Source organism: Flavobacterium sp. P1_E4, from assembly GCF_056405915.1.
The window spans coordinates 123,490-144,831 of the sequence record NZ_JBFUBE010000011.1; the positions used below are offsets into that span (position 1 = coordinate 123,490).

The 21,342-nt window shown below is 32.9% G+C and carries 19 protein-coding genes; 15 read left to right on the forward strand and 4 right to left on the reverse strand.

What is annotated here, in order from left to right; translation table 11 throughout:
• The first annotated feature begins 54 nt into the window (after nucleotides 1–54).
• The 4 genes from AC1DY0_RS12015 to kynU all read left to right on the forward strand — a co-directional run bounded on the left by AC1DY0_RS12015 (nucleotide 55) and on the right by kynU (nucleotide 4,635).
• Nucleotides 55–381 (forward strand): nucleotide pyrophosphohydrolase, encoded by a 327-nt coding sequence (locus AC1DY0_RS12015; RefSeq protein ID WP_477188839.1) that lies wholly within the window; start codon nucleotides 55–57, stop codon nucleotides 379–381.
• Nucleotides 382–460: 79 nt separating this feature from the next.
• The gene (gene aroA, locus AC1DY0_RS12020) at nucleotides 461–1,696 is read left to right on the forward strand and encodes a 3-phosphoshikimate 1-carboxyvinyltransferase (RefSeq protein WP_477188840.1); all 1,236 of its coding nucleotides are present in this window, start codon (nucleotides 461–463) and stop codon (nucleotides 1,694–1,696) included.
• 174 nt (nucleotides 1,697–1,870) lie between these two features.
• Nucleotides 1,871–2,920, forward strand: coding sequence for a tRNA preQ1(34) S-adenosylmethionine ribosyltransferase-isomerase QueA (queA, locus tag AC1DY0_RS12025; RefSeq protein WP_111411093.1), 1,050 nt, complete (start codon nucleotides 1,871–1,873; stop codon nucleotides 2,918–2,920).
• 437 nt (nucleotides 2,921–3,357) lie between these two features.
• The gene (gene kynU / locus AC1DY0_RS12030; protein ID WP_477188841.1) at nucleotides 3,358–4,635 is read left to right on the forward strand and encodes a kynureninase; all 1,278 of its coding nucleotides are present in this window, start codon (nucleotides 3,358–3,360) and stop codon (nucleotides 4,633–4,635) included.
• A gap of 50 nt (nucleotides 4,636–4,685) precedes the next feature.
• Here kynU and AC1DY0_RS12035 read toward each other — a convergent pair whose 3' ends face one another.
• Complete coding sequence (locus tag AC1DY0_RS12035) at nucleotides 4,686–5,333, reverse strand: flavin reductase family protein (RefSeq protein ID WP_477188842.1); 648 nt, start codon at nucleotides 5,331–5,333, stop codon at nucleotides 4,686–4,688.
• Nucleotides 5,334–5,605: 272 nt separating this feature from the next.
• Between AC1DY0_RS12035 and AC1DY0_RS12040 the strand changes: the two genes are divergently transcribed.
• Complete coding sequence (locus AC1DY0_RS12040) at nucleotides 5,606–7,999, forward strand: penicillin acylase family protein (RefSeq protein ID WP_477188843.1); 2,394 nt, start codon at nucleotides 5,606–5,608, stop codon at nucleotides 7,997–7,999.
• A 392-nt stretch (nucleotides 8,000–8,391) separates the two neighbouring features.
• Here AC1DY0_RS12040 and AC1DY0_RS12045 read toward each other — a convergent pair whose 3' ends face one another.
• Both AC1DY0_RS12045 and AC1DY0_RS12050 read right to left on the reverse strand, forming a co-directional pair.
• The gene (locus tag AC1DY0_RS12045; RefSeq protein ID WP_477188844.1) at nucleotides 8,392–8,838 is read right to left on the reverse strand and encodes a YybH family protein; all 447 of its coding nucleotides are present in this window, start codon (nucleotides 8,836–8,838) and stop codon (nucleotides 8,392–8,394) included.
• A gap of 6 nt (nucleotides 8,839–8,844) precedes the next feature.
• Nucleotides 8,845–10,353 (reverse strand): helicase HerA-like domain-containing protein, encoded by a 1,509-nt coding sequence (locus AC1DY0_RS12050; protein ID WP_477188845.1) that lies wholly within the window; start codon nucleotides 10,351–10,353, stop codon nucleotides 8,845–8,847.
• Between the two features lie 364 nt (nucleotides 10,354–10,717).
• On the opposite strand from AC1DY0_RS12050, the gene AC1DY0_RS12055 reads away from it, so the two are divergent.
• The 8 genes from AC1DY0_RS12055 (at nucleotide 10,718) to AC1DY0_RS12090 (ending at nucleotide 18,064) form a co-directional block, all read left to right on the forward strand.
• A complete protein-coding gene (locus AC1DY0_RS12055; protein WP_477188846.1) occupies nucleotides 10,718–11,542 on the forward strand; it encodes a MotA/TolQ/ExbB proton channel family protein in 825 nt (274 codons plus the stop codon).
• A gap of 43 nt (nucleotides 11,543–11,585) precedes the next feature.
• Nucleotides 11,586–12,209 (forward strand): ExbD/TolR family protein, encoded by a 624-nt coding sequence (locus AC1DY0_RS12060; RefSeq protein ID WP_477188847.1) that lies wholly within the window; start codon nucleotides 11,586–11,588, stop codon nucleotides 12,207–12,209.
• Nucleotides 12,210–12,228: 19 nt separating this feature from the next.
• On the forward strand, nucleotides 12,229–12,798 hold the full coding sequence (locus AC1DY0_RS12065; RefSeq protein ID WP_477188848.1) for an ExbD/TolR family protein: 570 nt from the start codon (nucleotides 12,229–12,231) through the stop codon (nucleotides 12,796–12,798).
• A 31-nt stretch (nucleotides 12,799–12,829) separates the two neighbouring features.
• The gene (locus AC1DY0_RS12070) at nucleotides 12,830–13,627 is read left to right on the forward strand and encodes an energy transducer TonB (RefSeq protein WP_477188849.1); all 798 of its coding nucleotides are present in this window, start codon (nucleotides 12,830–12,832) and stop codon (nucleotides 13,625–13,627) included.
• Nucleotides 13,628–13,886: 259 nt separating this feature from the next.
• Nucleotides 13,887–14,783, forward strand: a complete 897-nt coding sequence (locus AC1DY0_RS12075) for a PstS family phosphate ABC transporter substrate-binding protein (RefSeq protein ID WP_477188850.1) — start codon at nucleotides 13,887–13,889, stop codon at nucleotides 14,781–14,783.
• A 20-nt stretch (nucleotides 14,784–14,803) separates the two neighbouring features.
• Entirely contained in the window at nucleotides 14,804–16,477 is a 1,674-nt protein-coding gene (locus AC1DY0_RS12080) for a tetratricopeptide repeat protein (protein WP_477188851.1), read from the forward strand.
• A 165-nt stretch (nucleotides 16,478–16,642) separates the two neighbouring features.
• Nucleotides 16,643–17,275: a 7-carboxy-7-deazaguanine synthase QueE gene (locus AC1DY0_RS12085; protein ID WP_477188852.1), complete on the forward strand. Its 633-nt coding sequence runs from the start codon at nucleotides 16,643–16,645 to the stop codon at nucleotides 17,273–17,275.
• 390 nt (nucleotides 17,276–17,665) lie between these two features.
• Complete coding sequence (locus tag AC1DY0_RS12090; RefSeq protein WP_477188853.1) at nucleotides 17,666–18,064, forward strand: energy transducer TonB; 399 nt, start codon at nucleotides 17,666–17,668, stop codon at nucleotides 18,062–18,064.
• An 80-nt stretch (nucleotides 18,065–18,144) separates the two neighbouring features.
• Here AC1DY0_RS12090 and AC1DY0_RS12095 read toward each other — a convergent pair whose 3' ends face one another.
• Nucleotides 18,145–18,852, reverse strand: a complete 708-nt coding sequence (locus tag AC1DY0_RS12095) for a class I SAM-dependent methyltransferase (RefSeq protein WP_477188854.1) — start codon at nucleotides 18,850–18,852, stop codon at nucleotides 18,145–18,147.
• Between the two features lie 74 nt (nucleotides 18,853–18,926).
• Between AC1DY0_RS12095 and AC1DY0_RS12100 the strand changes: the two genes are divergently transcribed.
• Complete coding sequence (locus AC1DY0_RS12100) at nucleotides 18,927–19,421, forward strand: YkgJ family cysteine cluster protein (RefSeq protein ID WP_477188855.1); 495 nt, start codon at nucleotides 18,927–18,929, stop codon at nucleotides 19,419–19,421.
• A 106-nt stretch (nucleotides 19,422–19,527) separates the two neighbouring features.
• Complete coding sequence (locus AC1DY0_RS12105) at nucleotides 19,528–20,763, forward strand: ABC transporter permease (RefSeq protein ID WP_477188856.1); 1,236 nt, start codon at nucleotides 19,528–19,530, stop codon at nucleotides 20,761–20,763.
• The last annotated feature ends 579 nt before the right edge of the window (nucleotides 20,764–21,342 follow it).

Below are 21,342 nucleotides of genomic sequence, written 5' to 3' on the forward strand. Positions count from 1 at the left end.
CTTAACCCTGTCAGGGTTTTGAACTCTGACAGGGTTAATTAATAAAATAAAATAATGGATTTAAAAAATGCCCAACAAGACGTAGATACTTGGATCAAAGAACACGGTGTTCGCTACTTCAATGAATTGACCAATATGGCACAACTTACAGAAGAAGTAGGTGAGGTAGCCCGAATCATAGCTCGCCGTTATGGAGAGCAATCCGAAAAAGAAAGTGATAAAAACAAAGACCTTGGAGAAGAATTGGCCGATGTTGTTTTTGTGGTATTGTGTTTGGCTAATCAAACAGGAATTGATTTGCAAGCCGCTTTTGACAAGAAAATGGATTTGAAATCTGTTCGAGATAAAGACCGCCACAAAAACAACGATAAACTAAAATAATGTTATAAGTCAGGGCAAAGTTTTGGTACATCCTTTTTTTAAAATAAATTTGCCAAACACACCTATCAACTCATCCAAAATGAATTTACTGTTACAAACATCACAACACGATTTACAAGAACAAATTGCAATTACTGGTTCCAAAAGCGAAACCAATCGACTATTGTTACTTCAGGCATTGTATCCAAACATTACTTTAGCCAATACTTCAAACTCTGATGATAGCGAGGTAATGCAAAAAGCATTGAATGGTAATGATGAAATTGTGGATATTCATCACGCAGGAACGGCAATGCGTTTTCTAACGGCTTATTATGCAGTTAATGAAGGACGTGAAGTTGTGTTGACAGGATCTCAAAGAATGACAGAACGCCCGATTAAAGTTTTAGTTGAGGCTTTGCAACAATTGGGAGCACAGATTACTTATGAAAAAGAAGAAGGTTATCCACCTATTCGAATCAAAGGACAAAAAATAACGGCTTCGAAAGTTAGCATTCCTGCTAATGTGAGCAGCCAGTATATATCGGCATTGCTATTGGTAGCGCCAAAATTAGAGAACGGAATTGAGCTGACTTTGGTTGGTGAGATAACTTCTGTTCCTTATATCAAAATGACTTTGGCATTATTGAATGATTTAAACATTCAAACTAGTTTTGTTGGAAACGTAATCACAGTACATCCAAAGAAAGAAGTAGAATCTAAAGTAATGACCGTAGAATCCGATTGGAGCTCGGCATCTTACTTTTTTAGTTTAGTCGCCTTGGCAAAAACAGCTTCTATTTCTTTGACCAGTTACAAAGAAACAAGTTTGCAGGGAGATTCAGCTTTGGTTGAGATATACAAGGAAATGGGAGTGACGTCACATTTCGAAGGAAACAAACTTACTTTGACAAAGCAAAGTGATTTCGAATACAAAGACTTGAATTTTGAGTTAAATAATACTCCAGATATTGCACAAACTATTGTAGTTACTTGCTTAGGTTTGGGAATTGGTTGTCATCTTACCGGTTTGCACACTTTAAAAATTAAAGAAACCGATAGACTGGAAGCACTTCGTATTGAATTGACAAAATTGGGAGCTAATATCACGGTGACCAATGATAGCTTGACACTTATTGCGACAAAAAATATTAATGAAGAGGTAAGAATCGATACTTATAACGATCACAGAATGGCGATGGCTTTTGCACCATTAGGATTAAAAGTGCCAATTGTTATCAATAATGCAGATGTAGTATCAAAATCATATCCTGATTTTTGGGATGATTTAAAGAAAATAGGGTTTTTTATGATGCAAAGATGGTCGTTTACATAAACTTTTGTTGATTTTTTTGCAATCACATTGCGGGATAGGGTCAGGTAAGGAAAAATAAACACCTAAACACTTGACAACGCCTATCTCACAATCGTATATTTGCACCCGAAAGATTTTTAAGTTCAGTTTAAACAACTTGAGACTTGAAATTTTAAACTTTTAAACAAACAGCAAATGAAATTATCTCACTTTCAATTCAATTTACCAAAAGAACTTCTTGCAGAATATCCAGCCGAAAATAGAGATGAGTCTCGATTGATGGTTATTGACCGTAAGAAACAAACGATAGAACATAAAATGTTTAAAGACGTTATCGATTATTTTGATGATGGTGATGTTTTAATATTGAATAATACCAAAGTTTTTCCAGCCCGTTTATACGGAAACAAAGAAAAAACTGGAGCAAGAATTGAAGTGTTTTTGCTTAGAGAACTAAACGCAGAACAAAGACTTTGGGACGTTTTAGTAGACCCGGCCCGTAAAATCAGAATCGGAAATAAATTGTACTTCGGAGATGATGATTCATTAGTAGCCGAGGTTATTGATAACACTACTTCTCGTGGAAGAACATTGCGTTTTCTTTATGACGGATCTTATGAAGAATTCAGAAATAAATTAACCGAACTAGGAGAAACTCCAATTCCTAAATATATCAGTCGTGATGTAACTCCAGAAGATGCAGAGCGTTACCAAACAATTTATGCAAAAGAAGAAGGAGCTGTAGCAGCACCAACTGCTGGTTTACACTTCTCTAAACATTTGTTGAAAAGATTGGAAATCAAAGGAGTTAAATTTGCCGAAGTAACACTACACGTTGGTTTAGGAACTTTTAATCCAGTTGAGGTTGAGGATTTATCGAAACACAAAATGGATTCTGAGGAATTAAAAATTACTCAAGAAGCTTGTGATATTGTAAACGCTGCAAAAGCTGCCAAAAAGAGAATCTGTACTGTAGGAACTACTTCTATGCGTGCCGTAGAAAGTTCAGTTTCTTCACAAAACACATTGAATCCTTACGATGGTTGGACAAATAAATTTGTTTTCCCTCCTCACGATTTCAGCATTCCAACTTGTATGATTACCAATTTTCATACGCCAAAATCAACTTTGCTAATGATGGTCTCTGCATTTTGTGGACACGATTTAATGAAAAGAGCTTATGAAGAAGCAATCAAAGAAGAATACAAATTCTATTCTTACGGAGATGCAATGTTGATTATCTAATCACATTCAAAACTAAATACAAAGTCTCGTCAGCAATGGCGAGATTTTTTTTGCCCCAAACTGAGCGAAGCGAACACGTGTTTAGAAATCTAAAATCTAAATTCTGCAATCTAAAATCTTTTTCTTTGGGCGTATTACGGGCTATTTATTACAAGTTTTTACCCAAAACCAAAGTAATACTAGCACTGCGGGAGCTTCCGTTGGTCGCTTCCTCGTTGCTGTATTACTAATGGTTTCAGGTAAAAACTTTTCATTTCTATCCCTAACGCAAATCGTTTTCATAAGAATTGCGTTGCTTTAAATGTAAAATACAGATTGAAAATATTTGAATTATTATTAAATTAACTTTTTTTGTAGGCTATTTGTCTTTTTTCTTTATTCTGACATCTTTTCTCTGTTTTCTTTTTTCTATTTTTACGGCACAAAATAGTCAAAAAATGGATTTCAAAAATACATTAGAATTTGCTCAGCAACTCGATTCACAAGATCATCTACATAAATACCAAGACGAGTTTATATTTCCAAAAGTAAATGACAAAAAAGTAATTTATTTTACGGGTAACTCTTTGGGATTACAGCCAAAAAGAACCAAAAAATATGTTGATGAGGTGATGGATGATTGGGCAAATCTTGCTGTCGAAGGTCATTTTTATGCCGAAAAACCGTGGTGGGATTATCAAGAACGTTTCGCCAATCCATTAAGTAAATTGGTAGGTGCTTTGCCGTCAGAAATCACCGTAATGAACACACTAACAGTGAATCTTCATTTATTGATGGTTTCATTTTATAGACCAACTTCAAAACGTTATAAAATCATTTGTGAAGAAAAAGCCTTCCCTTCCGATCAATATATGTTTCAAAGTCAAGTGAATTTCCACGGCTATAAACCAGAAGATGTCATTGTGGAAATCAAGCGTCGTGAAGGAGAACATAACATCCGACTGGAAGATGTTTTGACAAAAATTGAAGAAGTGGGTGAGGAGTTGGCATTGGTTTTAATAGGCGGTGTGAATTATTATACAGGCCAGGTTTTCGATATGAAAACCATTACCGAAGCCGGACACAAACAAGGCGCTTATGTAGGTTGGGATTTGGCTCACGCTGCAGGAAATATTAAATTGGAATTACACGATTGGAATGTCGATTTTGCTGCTTGGTGCAGTTATAAATACATGAATTCGGGACCAGGAAATGCTTCGGGTTGTTTTGTCCACGAAAAACACCACAACAATAAAGAGTTGCCTCGATTTGCAGGCTGGTGGGGACATAACAAAGAACGTCGTTTTAAGATGGAACCTGTTTTCGATCCAGTTCATGGAGCTGGAGGTTGGCAGATAAGCAATTTGCCAATACTTTCATTGGCGCCATATTTGGCTTCTGTTGAAATGTTTGACGAGATTGGAATGGATCAATTAATCTTAAAAAGAGATAAAATAACTTCTTATTTAGAATTCATTCTGAACGAAATAAGCAAAGAAGTACATGGGTCTTTTGAAATTATTACTCCAACAGAACCATCGGAAAGAGCCTGTCAATTATCTGTTTTTCTTCATGGAGAAGGACGTAGTTTGTTTGGTTATTTAATGAAAAACGGTGTGATTACAGATTGGCGAGAACCCAATGTAATTCGACTTGCACCTGTTCCTTTATATACATCTTATGAGGATATGTTTCACTTCGGGCAGATTTTAAAGACAGGAATTTTAGGAAAATAAAAAAAGGGAATAGTTACACAACTATTCCCTTTTTTAAATTATGCGGTTTTTTATTCCTTATCTTTTTTAAATGATTTTGTAGGTATATTTTGTTTTGCAGGTTGAAAACGATCAATTAGTTTGGGCAAAAAATATCCGTCTACTCCATTTAAGGCGACTATATTTCCTTTGTCCAGTTGTAGCCAGCCATCTTTATGTTCCAAAGTTTCATCGAAAAAAATATGCTCAATAGAAGCTATAATATGAATAGTATCATTTTCTTTAATAATATATTCGTTTACAAACTTGCAATAAAGTTGCACCGGACTTCCTTTTACGAAAGGAATATTGAAGCCTTCTTTGTATTCTTCTTCTAAATTTGTTTTGTCAAATTCAGAAATTCCAGAATCATAATTAGCCGAAGTGTGATGCGCATCGGCAATCATATCAATTGTAATATGGTTTACTGTGAAATAACCAGTTTCCATAATGTTTTTATAAGTGTCTCTAGGAACTGTAGTTGGCCGAACAATGAATCCTATCAATGATGGGCTGCTTCCTAGATGAGTAATGCTACTAAAAATAGCGACATTGGTATTGCCTTCGATTGATTTTGTAGCAATTAAGTTAGCTGATTTGAATCCTGTACATGAATTAATTAAATTTAATTTTTCAATCTTATCCATTTGTGAAATGGTTTCTTTTGAAATATTTTTCATGATTTTTTATGTTTTAACAAATATAATAAACTGAGACTTAATCACGTGGAGTTTGTTGTAAAAATCTCAATTTAAATAATAAATTTTAACTTTTATGATACTTATTCTTTGTTTTATAATAAAAAATTAACAATAATGCTAAAATTCATTATCATTGTATTTATTTGTATTTGATAAAAAAACACCCTTTTTTAAATGTGTTTTTTAAAAACGGTACATAAAATGTGTTGATTTTTACATAAGTTTGATAAAGTGTAACAAAATTGCTTCCAATGAGAAACCTAAAGAAAGCCTTACTTATTTTTATTTTTTTGCTAATCGTCTTAATTGGCGCATTTTTTATTTATAGGTCATACCAAAAGCCTAAATATGAAGGTGAAGTTTATTTGAAAAATATTAAAAAGGAAACTACGGTTTATTTTGATGAATTTGGAGTGCCTCATATTTATGCCCAAAATTCAAAAGATGCGATGGTTGTTTTCGGATATCTACATGCTCAAGATAGATTGTGGCAAATGGAATTGCTTAGACGAATTGCTCCAGGGCGCTTGTCCGAAGTATTTGGATCGGTTGCATTGAAGAACGATAAGTTTTTTGTTGGTTTAGGGATTGAAGAAGCATCTGAAAAAGCAATTTCAAACTTAGACAAAAACAGTCCGGCCTATCAATTGACAATGGCTTATTTGGATGGGATTAATCAATATCTTGAGGAAGGTGTAGCTCCTGTGGAATTCCAATTATTAGGTGTTAAAAAACAAAAATTCACGATACAGGATGTATATAATATTTTTGGATATATGTCTTTTAGTTTTGCAATGGCTCAAAAAACAGATCCATTACTTACCGACATTAGGAATAAATATGGAATGGATTATCTCAAAGATTTTGGAATAGAGGGAGATTTTAATACTACTAAAATTAAAATTTCAAAACAAAAATCTCAAGAATATATAGCTATTTCAAAATCGATAGCGTCACTTTTGGATCAATCACCAGTGTCACCATTTGTTGGAAGTAATAGTTGGGTTGTCGCTCCTCCAAAAACAAAGAATAAAAAAGTAATTTTTGCCAATGATCCACATATCGGATTCTCCCAACCGGGGACTTGGTATGAAGCTCATTTAGAAACTCCCGATTTTGAATTGTACGGTTGTTATCTGGCAGGAGCGCCTTTTCCTTTATTGGGTCACAATAGGGAATACGCTTATGGTTTAACAATGTTTGAAAATGATGATGTCGATTTTTATCAAGAAGAAAATAACCCTAAAAATAATAATCAATACCAAACAAAAAATGGATTCCAGGATTATGAAATTAGAAAGAAAATAATAAAGGTTAAAGATTCGTCAGATGTAATCTTGAATTTAAAAGTAAGTCAGCATGGTCCTATTGTGAATGATTTGTTGGCTGGTTTGAAAAGTGAGAAACCTGTCGCTATGTCCTGGATTTATACACAACAGCCTATTCATAGTATTGAGGCAATTTATGCGATATCACATTCCAATTCAATCACCGATTTTCAAAAAGGAGTTGCACTTATTGCCGCACCAGGACTGAATGTAATGTATGGTGATGCTAAAGGAAATGTTGGTTGGTGGGCAACCGGGAAATTGTACAAACACAATAATGGTGTGAATACAAATTTCATACTTAATGGTTCCAATGGAAAAGATGATAGTTTAGAGTATTTGGATTTCTCAAAAAATCCATCAGCAGTCAATCCAGACTGGAATTATGTTTATTCCGCAAATAATCAACCGGAAGCGATAGATGGTTTTGCTTACCCGGGCTATTATCTTCCTGAAGACAGAGCAAAAAGAATTACGCAATTGCTGGATTCAAAATCAGATTGGGACAAAAACTCAGTGAGTAAAATGATTAACGACAATACATCAGCCGTAGCTCCGGAAGTTGTGAAAAATTTAATCTCAAATTTAAATTTAAAATCACTTTCCAAAACGGAAAATGAGGCAATCCGTATTCTAAAATCCTGGAGTGGTTCTAATAATTTGACTGATGTAGCTCCCACGATCTATAATAAATGGATTTATTTATATCTGAAAAACACTTTTCAGGACGAATTGGATGATGAAGGATTCAAACAATTTTTAGGAACTCATATCATGAAGCAAATTGTCGCCAGACAAATCTCAAGCGAAAATTCGTTATGGTGGGATGATGTTACTACAAAAAACATAAAAGAAACCAGAAGTCAAATCTTGGCAAAATCATTTGATGAAGCAATAGTGGCTTTGGAAAAACAATTGGGTAATTCACCTTCGAACTGGAAGTGGGAAAAAGTACATTCAGTAGAATACCAACACCCAATTGGGAAACTAGCGCTATTTAGACCTTTTTTTAATGTTGGCCCTTTTGAAGTTTCGGGTTCTAATGAAGTAATAAATAATCAATTTTTTGATTTTGTGGATGAAGGATTTTACAAAGTAAAAGGAGGTCCTTCAAGCCGAAGAGTAATTGACTTCTCTGATATTGAAAATAGTTGGGGAATTTTGCCGACTGGGCAATCCGGGAATCCATTTAGTGCACATTATGCAGATCAAGCAGAGTTGTATAATACTGGAAAATTTAGAAAAATGAAATTGAATAAAAAAGCGATTATGCAGTCTTCCACAAAACTTGTTTTTTATCCTCTTAAACAAAAATAAAACTATTTGCGATCAGTACTATTTTGTGTATAATGAGTTCGATTTCTATTTTTTTTAGATGATGGTAAAAAGGTAAAATATAACTCCTTAGCCCAATGTCATTAAGGTAAGGGAGAAATTAAAAAAACAACACGCAGATTCGGCAGATTCGGCAGATTTTTTACTTTTTTTCTGCGTAAATCTGCGAAATCTGCGTGAAAATAAAAATAGTAATTCCTTAACTTAATGACATTGCCCTTAGCCCCGATTGAAGTGTAAATCCTTATAAGTCTCGTCTTTTGGGACGAGACTTATAAGATTGAAATGGAAAGCGGGACGATGTTGGTAAAATAAGCGAAATGTTTCTGCTCCAAAAAAAATATTTGAATTGCCGACAATCATAAAAAATTATTCTAATCCCAAATATATTTCCAAGAACCGTCCTTTTGTTTTTTCCAGACCGTATGGAAAATCCCTTTTGAAACTTGTTCTTTTCCAGAAGCATCTTTAAAAATCCAAACATATTTACCGTAACTAGAGGCCATATCTCCGGCATCGGAAACGGTTACGTCATCTGGAGACCAAGTTATGGTTGCATTTTGGTACTTTGAATTTAAGTAATAATTTTTAATATTAATTTTGCCAATAATTAAAGTGTCGTGTTCTCTTTTTATAACTGCATTAGAATCGGCAAATTGATAAAAACCTTCGGCTATTCCTTTTTCGGCAACTAATTTTTCAAAGTCTTTTTCTGTTTTAATAATCTCTAATTTAACATACGTTAAATTTTTAGTTTCCGATTTTGGTGAACAACCACTCAGAACCAATAGAAAAATAGAGATTTTGAAGATGTTTCTCATTGTGGATTATTTTTTAAACATTTTAGACAGTATTCCAAATGCTCCTCTAATAAAAGTGGCGCTGGTCACGACCTTCAGAACCGATTTTGTGACAACACTTGCTGTACTTGGCTCGTTGCTTTCTTGCTTTTTTTCTTCAGGAACGATAGCTTTGTCTTGAGCTGATTCAATTTTTTTATTGAGCATCTCATAAGCACTTTCGCGATCAAGAACTTCGCTGTATTTTTTTACTAATTTTGATTTGGCATTAATTTCTTGAATTTCGACATCAGTTAAAATATCCATTCGGCTCATGGGAGCGCGCATCATGGTGGCTACAAGTGGAGTAGGGATTCCTTTTTCACTTAATGCCGTTACAAAAGCTTCGCCAATTCCTAAACTGGTCAATACTTCGTCTGTTTTGTAAAATTCTGATGTTGGATAGTTGTCTGCCGATTGTTTGATTGCTTGTCTGTCGTTGGCTGTGAAGGCTCTTAAAGCGTGTTGTATCTTTAGTCCCAGTTGTGCCAAAACGCCACTTGGAATATCCATTGGATTTTGAGTGATAAAATAAACACCAATCCCTTTGGAACGAATTAATTTCACGATAGTTTCTATCTGCTCCAATAATGCTTTGCTGGCTTCATTAAAAATTAAATGAGCTTCATCAATGAAGATAACTAATTCGGGTTGGTCAGCATCACCTTTTTCAGGCATTTGTTGGTATATTTCTGCAAGCAGACTCAGCATGAAAGTGGAGAATAATTTAGGCTTGTCTTGAATGTCCGTTAGTCGTATAATATTAATGTATCCTTTTCCATTTTCATCGAGACGAAATAAGTCATCAATTTCAAAGGATAGTTCCCCAAAAAACAAATCGGCACCTTGTTGTTCTAGCTCGATTATTTTTCTTAAAATGGTTCCGGTAGTCGAAGTAGATATTTTTCCATAGCTTTCTTCGATTTCGTCTTTTCCTTCATCGGTAATATAATTGATGACTTTTTTAATGTCTTTTAAATCCAATAATGGCATTTTATTGTCATCACAATATTTAAATATAACCGAAACAACTCCAGCCTGTGTATCATTCAAATCTAAAATTCTAGAGAATAAGACGGGTCCAAATTCAGAAACTGTAGATCGAAGTCGAACTCCCTCTTGTTTAGAAAGGGATAATAATTCTACAGGAAAACTGGATACTGAGTAAGGGATATTCAGTTTGGTATGGCGCTCTTTAATAAAGTCTTTTTCTTCTCCTTCCTTTGCAACTCCGCTAAAATCACCTTTTATATCCATCATTAATACAGGAATACCAAATGAGGATAGCTGTTCTGAAAGAACTTGTATTGTTTTTGTTTTTCCTGTTCCTGTAGCACCGGCAATTAGGCCATGTCTGTTTAATGTCTTTAGCGGGATTTTGACGAATGTATCTGGTAATGCCTCTCCGTCAAGAATGGCGCCTCCTAGTATTATACTCTCTCCTTGTGATAGATAGCCTTTGTTTATTTGCTGAATAAAATTTTCTTCTTTGCTCATTTCTTGAAGGGGTGTTAAAATCTAATGCAAGATATTAATTTTTTTTAAATGAATAATTAAGGGTTTTCTGTAATAAAATATCACAAATGACTGTTGATTTGATAGATTTATTTGTTTTTTAAATTTAGACCTTTTTTTGAATAAAAATATTCAGAATGCTTAAAAACGTTTTTTTTTAGAATTTTTTAGAATAAATTGTTATATAAAATCTTTAATTATTCTTAAAAAACGTTGTAGTTCTGTTTTGAGAATAAAATAAATTGTAAGATTACTTAAAAAAAAGTTTTTTTATTTCAACTAAAAAATTAAATTTGCTCCTATACAAGTTTATTAAAACTAAAATAAATATTTAAAATTTAAAAAAATGGCAAACGTTAAAGTTAAAAAAGAAAGCACTTCAAACGGAGGAGGAATGGTTTCAGGGATTATTATTGCATTATGTGTATTTGTAGGATGGTTGATTTGGTCTCAAGTGATGGGAGATCCTTCGAATTTTGCAGGGGGAGATATTGAAAAAGGACACCCATTAAATACATTAGGTCAAGTTTATAAAGGAGGATTTATAGTGCCAGTATTATTAGGTATGTTATTAATGGTTATTGTGTTTTCTTTTGAAAGATTTTTTGTTATTGCAAAAGCTGCTGGTAAAGGGAATTTAGATAAATTTATGCAAACAGTTCAAGTAAGTATCAAATCAGGAGATATTGATGGAGCTATTGCTACATGTGATAAACAACAAGGTTCTGTTGCAAATGCAATTAAATCTGCGTTAGTTAAATACCAAGATGTTAAAAAAGAAGGATTCAACAGTGAAGAAGCTTCTGAAGTAATTCACAAGGAAATTGAAGAGGTTACTTCTCTTGAAATGCCAATGTTAGAAAAAAATATGACTATTATTTCTTCTTTGGTTTCTTTAGGAACACTTGGAGGATTATTAGGAACAGTATCTGGTATGATTAAAGCGTTTGGAGCTTTGGCATCTGCTGGGACTCCTGATCAAGCTGCACTTGCGGTTGGTATTTCTGAAGCTTTGATTAATACAGCTACAGGGATCTCTACTTCAATCACAGCGATTGTTGCTTACAACTTCTTTACTTCAAAAATTGATGATTTAACTTATTCTATTGATGAGGCTGGAACTACAATTGTAAATACTTACAGACATTTCAGAGGTAGTTTAAAACAATAATTAATTTTTGATAATTTTTTTATCAAAATAATAGACATATATAATGGCTAAAATAAAAATGAAAAAAAAGTCCACATCTACCGATATGACGGCGATGTGTGATGTTGCGTTTCTTTTGCTTACGTTCTTTATTTTGACTGCCACTGCTAAAACACCTGAAGTATTACCAGTTGATACTCCACAGTCTACTGTGCAAACAAAATTACCAACTGATAATTTGTCTACTTTGACAATTGGTAAGGCTAATGGGAAAACTGCTGTATTTTTTGACCTAAAAGGAAAAGATGTTCGTAAAAAAGCACTTGAATTTATGGCTGATAAATATAATGTTGCATTTACTGAAAAAGAGTCAGAGGAGTTTGGATTAATGGAAAGTTTTGGTGTACCTATTCAAAATTTAAAAGCAATTTTGAATATGAAAGCAGCGGATAGAAGTAAAGCAGGGCAACCTGGGATACCTAAGGATTCTTTGGATAATCAATTAAAGGATTGGGTTTTATATTCGCGTAAAGCAAATATTGAAGTTAATGACAAAGAATTGAATTTTGCAATAAAAGGAGATGCTAAGGAGCAATATCCTGCAATCAAACAAGTAATGGATATTTTGCAAGATCAAAAGGTCAATAGCTTTAATTTGGTTACAGGTTTAAGAGGAAAGAATTTTTAATTAAAAAAGACACACTAAAATGGCTGAATTAAATACCGGCGACGGTGGAGGCGGAAAAGGTGGCAAAGTAAGAAGTAAAAAACAAAACTCAAAGGTAGATTTAACTGCCATGGTGGATTTGGCTTTCTTATTAATCACGTTCTTTATGCTTACCACTACGTTGTCTAAACCTCAATCCATGGATTTGACGTTGCCAGATAAAGAAAAAGACCCGAAGGTAGAAAATGACATAAAGGTAGATGAGAATCGTACTATGACATTATTGCTTGGTGAAAATGGAAAATTGGTCCGTTATATGGGGATGTTAGAAAAACCTCTTGCGGCACCAAAAGATTATTCTTATGGAAAAGAAGGTATTCGTAAAGAATTGATAGCTAGAATGGAAACAGTAAAGCAATATTCAACGGCTAAAGGAAAACCAAATGATGGAATTATTGTAATTATCAAACCAAGTAAAAAATCAACATATCGTAATTTGGTTGATGTTTTGGATGAAATGGCAATAGTTGGAGTAAATAAGACTGGTTCTTATGCAATAGTTAATGAATTTACACCAGAGGAACAAAAATTGTTAGAAGTAAAAAAATAATTTTTTACTAATAACCTAATAATTATAAAAAATGAAATTAGATTTAATTAAAAATCAATGGATAGAGATCGTTTTCGAAGGGCGTAATAAGCTTTATGGTGCTTACGAACTTAGAAAATCGAATCGTAAGACTTCTATGCGTGCTCTTGTCATTGGTAGTGTTCTTTTCAGTCTAGCTGTTAGTGCTCCGCTTATTGCGAGTTACTTGCCAGATAGTGGAGATGATATGGATACCGATATTAAGATTACTGCAGTAAAGTTACCTCCTAAGAAGAAAGTTGAAGATGTAAAAGATCTTGCTCCACCACCACCACCACCACCAAAACAAGATCAGGTTAAATTTGTTAAACCTGTTGTTGCTAAGGCTGAGGATGTTACTGAAGATCCACCAAAAATGGAAGATATCAAAGACAAAAAAACTGGTGCTGAAACTATTAAAGGGGATCCAGATGCTCCGCTTACTGTAGAGGAAGTTGGAAATGGACCTGTTGTAGAAGTTATTGAGGAAGACACTAGTGTTCACTCTTTAGCTGGGATTGAGCAAAAACCTGAATTCCCAGGTGGTATTGAAAAGTTTTATCAATTCGTTGGTAAGAACTATCAAGCTCCTGAAGAAGAAGGTCTTAAAGGTAAAGTTTATGTGACTTTCGTTGTTGAAAAAGATGGATCATTAACTGATATCAAAGTTGTAAGAGATATTGGTTATGGAACAGGAAAAGAAGCAATCAGAGTTTTAAATAAATGCCCTAAATGGCTTCCAGGTGAGCAAAATGGTAAAAAAGTAAGGGTATTATATTCTCTTCCAATTACTATTCAATCAGCAGAATAATGTTAAATAATTTATTTAATAATTTGAAGAAGAAATCGCTTATTGAGCGATTTCTTCTTATTATAACCATTTTGGTTTTTTTGGCTTATTTTTTTTTAGGGCTAATGGTTATCTTTTGGGAAAAATTTCCTTTTAATATGCAAATGCAATATAGAGTAGCTCTTGGCGTTGTATTAATTGCGTATTCCATTATTCGTTTTTTTCGTGTCTATAATGATAATAAAGAATAGTTATGTCTAGATTTAATGTTTATGTAATTTTGTTATCAGTTATTTTCATTTTTTTTAATTGTAAAAAAAATGAAAATGAGGATGCAAATAATGAAACAATCATAAAAGGCAAAGCAATCATTTATGTTGATGAGACGATTACTCCTATTGTGGAGGATGAAATAATGGTTTTTGAAAGCCAATATGACGCAAAATTTACCTTGATTTCTAAATCCGAATCGGAGGTTTTAAATTCTTTGTTTAACAAAAAATCTAAAATTGTTGTGATTTCAAGAAATTTGACTAAAAAAGAGTTAAATCTTTTCGAACAAAGCAAAATAGTTCCTAAAATAACTAAATTTGCTATAGATGGCATAGCTTTTGTATCTAATAAATCAAGTAAAGATACTTTGATTGCTTTGAAAGATGTAATTGGTTTTATGAAAGGAGAGAGAAGCTCAAAAATTAAAGGTTTGGTTTTTGATAATCCCAATTCAAGTACTGTAAGTTATATGAATAATTTAGCTGGATTGAATGGATTGGCTGATAAAGATGTATATACTTTTAAAACTAATAACGAAGTTTTAAAATTTGTTTCAGAAAATAACGGCATGATAGGTGTGGTTGGTGTAAATTGGTTATCACAACCTCATGATTCAATGACTTCTGTTATTAATAATATAAATGTATTAAGCGTTAAGGGTTTAAATAATAATGGGTATTATGCGCCTTCTCAAAATAATTTTGCCGAAGGAACTTATCCTTTATTGAGAGATTTATATATTGTGAATTGTCAGGGATATGATGGTTTAGGTATGGGAATTGCTTCTTTTGCAGCTGGGGATATTGGGCAAAGAATTGTTTTAAAATCTGGATTACTGCCTTATAAAATCCCTGCTAGAAAATTAAATATAATACATGGTCAATCTAATAATAAAAAGAAATAAAATAAATTAATTTAATTAAGATGAACAAAGTTAAAGTTTTAAGTATTGCTTTATTGGCTATCGTAGGAACAAGCCGAGCGCAAGACCTTAATCAAGCAAAAAAAGCAATTGATGCTGAACAATTTGAAAGCGCAAAAACAATTTTAAAATCTATAATAAACGCAAAACCTACCAATGGTACAGCTGCTTTTTATTTAGGTAATGTTTATATGTTGCAAAATAGTATCGATTCTGCTAAAATTTATTATCAGAAAGGTCTTGCTGGAACTGAAGGTGCAAGATTGAATAATATTGGTTTTGGTTTAATAGATCTTGATAATGGAAATACTGCATCTGCGGAACAAAATTTTGCTTTAGCGACTAAAGATTTAAAAAAGAAAGATATTGAAGAGTATATATTCATAGGTAGAGCTTATACGTATTCTTTAAAACCAGATTATAAAAAAGCAATTGAAGTTTTAAATAAAGCAAAATTGATTAACCCTCAAGATGCACAATTAAACTTGGCTCTTGGTAATGCTTATTATGGTGATAAAAATCAAAATGAAGCATATTCTGCTTACAGGAATGCTTATACAATTGATAATACATTAATTAGAGCAAAGATGCAATTAGGTGTTTTGCTTAAAGGGGCTAAAGCATATACTGAAGCAATAAAAGCTTTTGATGAAGTAATTGCTATTAATCCAAACTATGGACCAGTTTATCGTGAATTAGCAGAGACTTATTATTTATGGGGAAGAAATGAACCTTCTAAATACAGAGTTTATGTAGATAAAGCACTTGTGAATTATGAGAAATATTTGTCTTTAACCGATTATTCTCTTAATTCAAGAATGCGTCATGCAGACTTTTTAGTACTTGCAGGAGAGTATAAAGCTTTAGAAACTGAAGCTAATAAAATGATTGAATTGGATAAAGTAAATCCTAGAATTCTTCGTTATTTAGGAATTTCAGCTTACCAAAATGGGAATTATGAAGTTGCGATTAAATCTTTAGAAAGTTTTATTGCTAATCCTGCTAACAAGATTATTGCCATGGATTATCAAACATTAGGGTTTGCAAAAATCAAAAAGGCTGTTGGAGAAGATGGTAAGGCTGTTGATAATGTTTTGTTTGATAATGCAATTCTTGATGTTAAAAAGGCATCTGAAATGGATGCTAATGGATTGTCATTGAATATCAGCGATGTTGGAAAAAAATTATATGAGTTAAAGTTATTCAAACAAGCAGCAGCGATATATGAAATTGCTGTAGCTCATAAAGAGTCTAAAAATTATATTTTGGATAATTTTTATTTAGGTAATAGCTTGTATTTTGATAATACTAGAAAAGACATTGTAAAACCAGATCCAGTAGCTTTACAAAGAGCTGATTTGGCTTATGCAGCTGTTATTGAGGCGTCTCCGAAAACACAGGATGCTTATTTGTATAGAGCAAGAACAAATAGTTTATTGGAAAATGATGCAATGACAATTAAGTATTATGGTGACTATGTAAATGTTGTTACAGAAAAAGGACCTGAAGAGTTAGCTAAACCAGCAACAGTTAAGAAAATTATTGAAAGTTATAATACTTCTGCAGCTAGTTATGCAAATACAGATAAAGCTAAAGCAATCGAGTATTTTAATAAAACTTTGGCTTTGGATCCAGCTAATCAATATGCGCTAGATTCATTAAAGTCTTTGAAATAAAAACATTTTTAAGAAATTTGAAAGCGATAATCAGAAATGATTGTCGCTTTTTTTTGTTTCAATTATTTTTTATTTAGTTACATTCATCTTATTATAATTAAGTACAATGTTCTTGTAAATCTACATTTCTTTTAATTGCTTATCTTTGCAGCTTAAATTTATATAATGTTATCTAAAGAAGTTCAATTAGAAGTTAATAAAGGAACCATGCTTCCTCTTATGGAAGAATTTTATACAATTCAAGGAGAAGGTTTTCATACTGGTACCGCTGCATATTTTATTAGGGTTGGGGGATGTGATGTTGGTTGTCATTGGTGTGATGTTAAGGAGAGTTGGAATGCAGAATTGCATCCTCCTACAAAAATTGATTTAATAGTTGACAATGCTAGTAAGTATGCCGATACTATTGTAATTACAGGAGGTGAGCCCTTAATGTGGGATATGGAGCCTTTGACACAAAAATTAAAGCAAAATAATTTAAAAGTTCATGTAGAAACTTCAGGCGCTTATCCTCTTAGTGGAACTTGGGATTGGATTTGTCTTTCTCCAAAGAAAAATAAATTGCCAACTCAAACAGTTTATGATAATGCAAATGAACTTAAAGTTATTATATATAATAAACATGATTTTATTTTTGCGGAAGAACAAGCTGAAAAAGTGAATTCAAACGCAATTCTTTTTCTTCAGCCAGAATGGAGTAAAAAAGAAGAAATGACTCCATTGATTGTTGATTATGTTATGAATAATTCAAAATGGCGTGTTTCACTTCAAACTCATAAGTATTTGAATATTCCATAAACGGAATTTGATATTCAATTTAGTACCTGTCTTTATTTATTTAATTTCGCGAAAGTTTTATTTGATTCTCGTTTTTTAAGTAATAGTAGAGGCAGGTATATTTGTTTATGTCAATTTTTTTTGGATGATGTAAATAAATACTTATTCATTGGTTCGTAGTTATTTTTAAGGACGGACAATTTTTCTTGTTAATGTTTAATACTGTTTTTTTTAGTAAGATTGTTAACTTGTTAATATATAGTAAGTTGATATTTTCTCATGACAATGTGGTAATTTTATTAACATATTTTTATGTATTTGATTTTTATACCTCTATTTTTTTATATATTTACTAAAAGCCTACTGTGTTTTGCTTTTTTGAAAAACATATAATAAATAAAAAAATAGTGTATGAGAAAAATTTTACTTTCAGTAATAGCTTTGTTTATTGTGAGTTTTGCCTCCGCTCAAGCTACAGCTACTATCGTTGATGATGCTCCCTATAATTATGAAGAGGTAGAGATTAGACCAGAGTTTCCTGGCGGTAATAATGAGTTGATGAATTTTATTGGTAAAAATTTTAAAATACCAGATTACGAAGGAAATGGAGGTACCTTAAAGATTGCTTTCATAATAGAAATTGATGGTTCAGTCACTAATGTGAAAGTTGTAAAAGATCTTGGTGAAGGAACTGGGGCCGAAGCTAAGCGAGTAATTTCTTCATCTCCTCGATGGACATCAGGTGAGACTAGAGGTAAAAAAGTTCGTGTTTTATATGAATTGCCAATAAAGATTGCTAGTCAAGGATAAAATATAAAGAATGATTGTTTACTAAAAAAGCCAAATGCTTAACAGCATTTGGCTTTTTAATTTTTAATTACTGTTTTGATTCAAATTGTAAGTCTTGCTAAATAATCATAATGTTCTCCTTCGAGTATTAATTCACATTGAAGTCCGTTAGCGAAAGCTGCGTTTTGAAGAGTGTTATAATCGAGGAATAACCAATCAAAAGGAGCTTCTTTTTCGCCTTTGTAGGTAATGTTGAAAATGGTCTCTCCATAATATTCATTTTCAGATGGAATCCATTTACCGCCATCTTCATCTTCATCAAACATATATATAATGTCTGAAGAATCGATGAGGATTTGTCCATTAGGATTTAAAAGGCTTTTCAGTTTTTGCAAGAAGATGGGCGTTCCTTGTAGTGTTCCAAATATTCCAGTTCCATTCATTAGTAATAAAATGGTATCGAATTTTTCGTTTTTCAATGTCATTACATCTTGAACTCTTGCATTTTTCAATCCGCGAAGTTTGCAGGTCTGAATTGAATTTTCTGAAATATCAATTGAAGTGACATCGAGATTCCTGTCATTTTGCAAAGTCAGACTATGACTTCCAGCTCCGCATCCTACATCGAGTGTTTTTCCTTTTGCTAGTTGTAATGCTTTTTGTTCAATTTTAGGCATTTCGTTGTAATTTCTAAAAAGATAGGCAACACTCATTTCGTCTTCTTCAGAAATGGATGTTTCTGTAATTAAATCCTCCGGGTTGTTGTTGGTTTGGTAGTCTAGTATGGCTTTTCCGAAAAGGTCTTTCATAAAATTTAGTTTCAAGTTTAAATTTCCGAGTTTAAAGTTTAGTACTTTTGCGAAATCATTAACAAATTTCGGATTTGAAACCAGCTTTAAACGAATTAGGAAAACTAGCCAAAGATAAGCATATCGAAAACAAAAAGTATTTCGATAAGCTAAAAAAGAAAACACCTAAGAATTTGGATTATGTAATGCTGGACATTCATGATGCCGAATTCAAAAAAACCGATTGTTTAAAATGTGCCAATTGTTGTAAAACAACGGGCCCATTATTTACTTTGGCTGATATTGAACGAATTTCTAAGTCTTTAAGGCAAAAACCACAACAGTTTATCGAGCAATATCTGCGTGTCGATGAGGATAAAGATTATGTATTGCAAAGTGTTCCTTGTACTTTCTTGGATAATGAGAATGAATGCATGATATATGATGTGCGTCCAAAAGCCTGTAGAGAATTTCCTCATACAGATCGTAAAAAGTTTCAGCAAATTACTGATTTAACACTTAAGAATGTTGCAATTTGTCCAGCTGCTTTCAATATTGTGGAAGAAATGAAAAAAAGATTGCCGCTTTAAAAAATTGCTTTCTGGTATCTTGCCAATTTGAAGTTAACCAAATCGAGTAACAAAGCATTAAATGAAAGTTTATGTATATTTGTTCAGTTCCTCAAAATAAATCAATTTGAATTTAGAATATTTTATAGCCAAAAGACTTATTACTGCCAAAGATTATAAAAGCAGTATATCGGCACCTATAATAAACATTGCAATTTCGGCAATTGCAATCGGTATGATTATGATGATTGTCTCAGTGGCTACCGGGATAGGTCTGCAAAATAAAATAAGGGAAAAGATAGCCGCTTTCAATGGTCATATCATAATTTCAAACTACGATAACAATCAGTCCGAGATTACATTACTACCCATTGAAAAAAAACAAGACTTTTATCCAGTTTTTAATTCTGTTCAAGGAGTAGATCATGTTCAGGCAATAGCAAGTAAAGCTGGAATAATCAGAACCGAAACTGCGTTTGAAGGAATAATTTTCAAAGGGGTTGGGAATGATTATCAATGGGGAAATATAAAAGAATATGTCGTTTCAGGAAAATTGCCTAATTTTTCTAAGAATGTCACTCAAGAAGTGGTGATTTCTCAATTTCTAGCCAACCGACTGGATTTAAAAGTAGGTGACTCCTTCAATACGTTCTTTATTAAAGAAGATCAGAATCAATTGCCGAATGTTCGAAGATTCAAAATAACAGGAATTTTCAATTCAGGATTTCAACAATTCGATGCTACCTATATAATAGGTGATATTCGACACATACAGCGAATCAATAAATGGACTCCAAATCAAATTGGGGCTTTTGAGGTTTTCGTAAAAGATTTCAATAAAATAAAAGAAACCGGGGATCAAGTATATAAAAAGACGTCCTCAACTCTGGATAGTAAAACAATTATTGAGAAATATAGTTACATATTCGAGTGGTTGCAGCTTTTCGATTTCAATATTATTGTGATATTAGTCGTAATGATACTTGTGGCAACTATAAATATGGTTGTAGCCTTGTTGGTGCTCATCCTTGAGCGAACTCAAATGATTGGAATTCTAAAAGCATTAGGAGCTAATAATTGGTCTGTTAGGAAAATATTTCTTTACAATGCCTTTTATCTTATAGTAAGAGGTTTGTTTTGGGGTAATTTAATTGGAATCTCTTTGTTGTTGATTCAGCAGCATTTCGGAATTATACAGCTCAATCCTGAAAACTATTATGTCAATCAAGCACCAGTGTATCTCAATCTGGGGTACATATTGGCTCTAAACCTCCTTACTGTAGTGATTTGTGCATTGGTTTTATTGATTCCATCGTACATAATAACCAAGATTTCCCCTGTGAAAGCAATTCGCTTCGATTAAATTCATTTAAATATTCAGGAGCTATTTCCCGCTATCCGCTACAATCTTGTGGTCCGAACTCCGGACCACAAGGATTTTCACTACTATCGGGGCTAGGGCATGGGGTTTTCATGAGAAAGAAAGCAATAAATCCACGCCTTATATATATAGGAGATAAAGACCAGGAAGCAAATTCGAGAAAATCTCCCCCTTTACTCAAGTAGATTGGTTTTGTCTGTCTTTAATTTGGTATTAAAAAAATCAATCAAAGCCCGGAATGTTGGTAAAATCTCAAAAAGGGGATAAAAGCAAGGGGTTGGAATGCTAAAACTTCAAAAAACGAATCCCATAAATATCAACATACCAGTAGATTAAAAAATACTTTGAAAAAAGGTTAAAAAAGCCATTGTTTACACGAATAAACTAGCTACTTTTGCACCCGCAACGACGCAGACGTTCCTAGAAATCCTGACAGGCCCACGAAATCGAAACGAAAATTTATTTTCAAAAAAAGATTTAAAAAAGCTTGTGAGATTCGAAAACGTAAGCTATTTTTGCACCCCGCAAAACGCGTAACGTTCCTTGAAATACTGCTGAGAA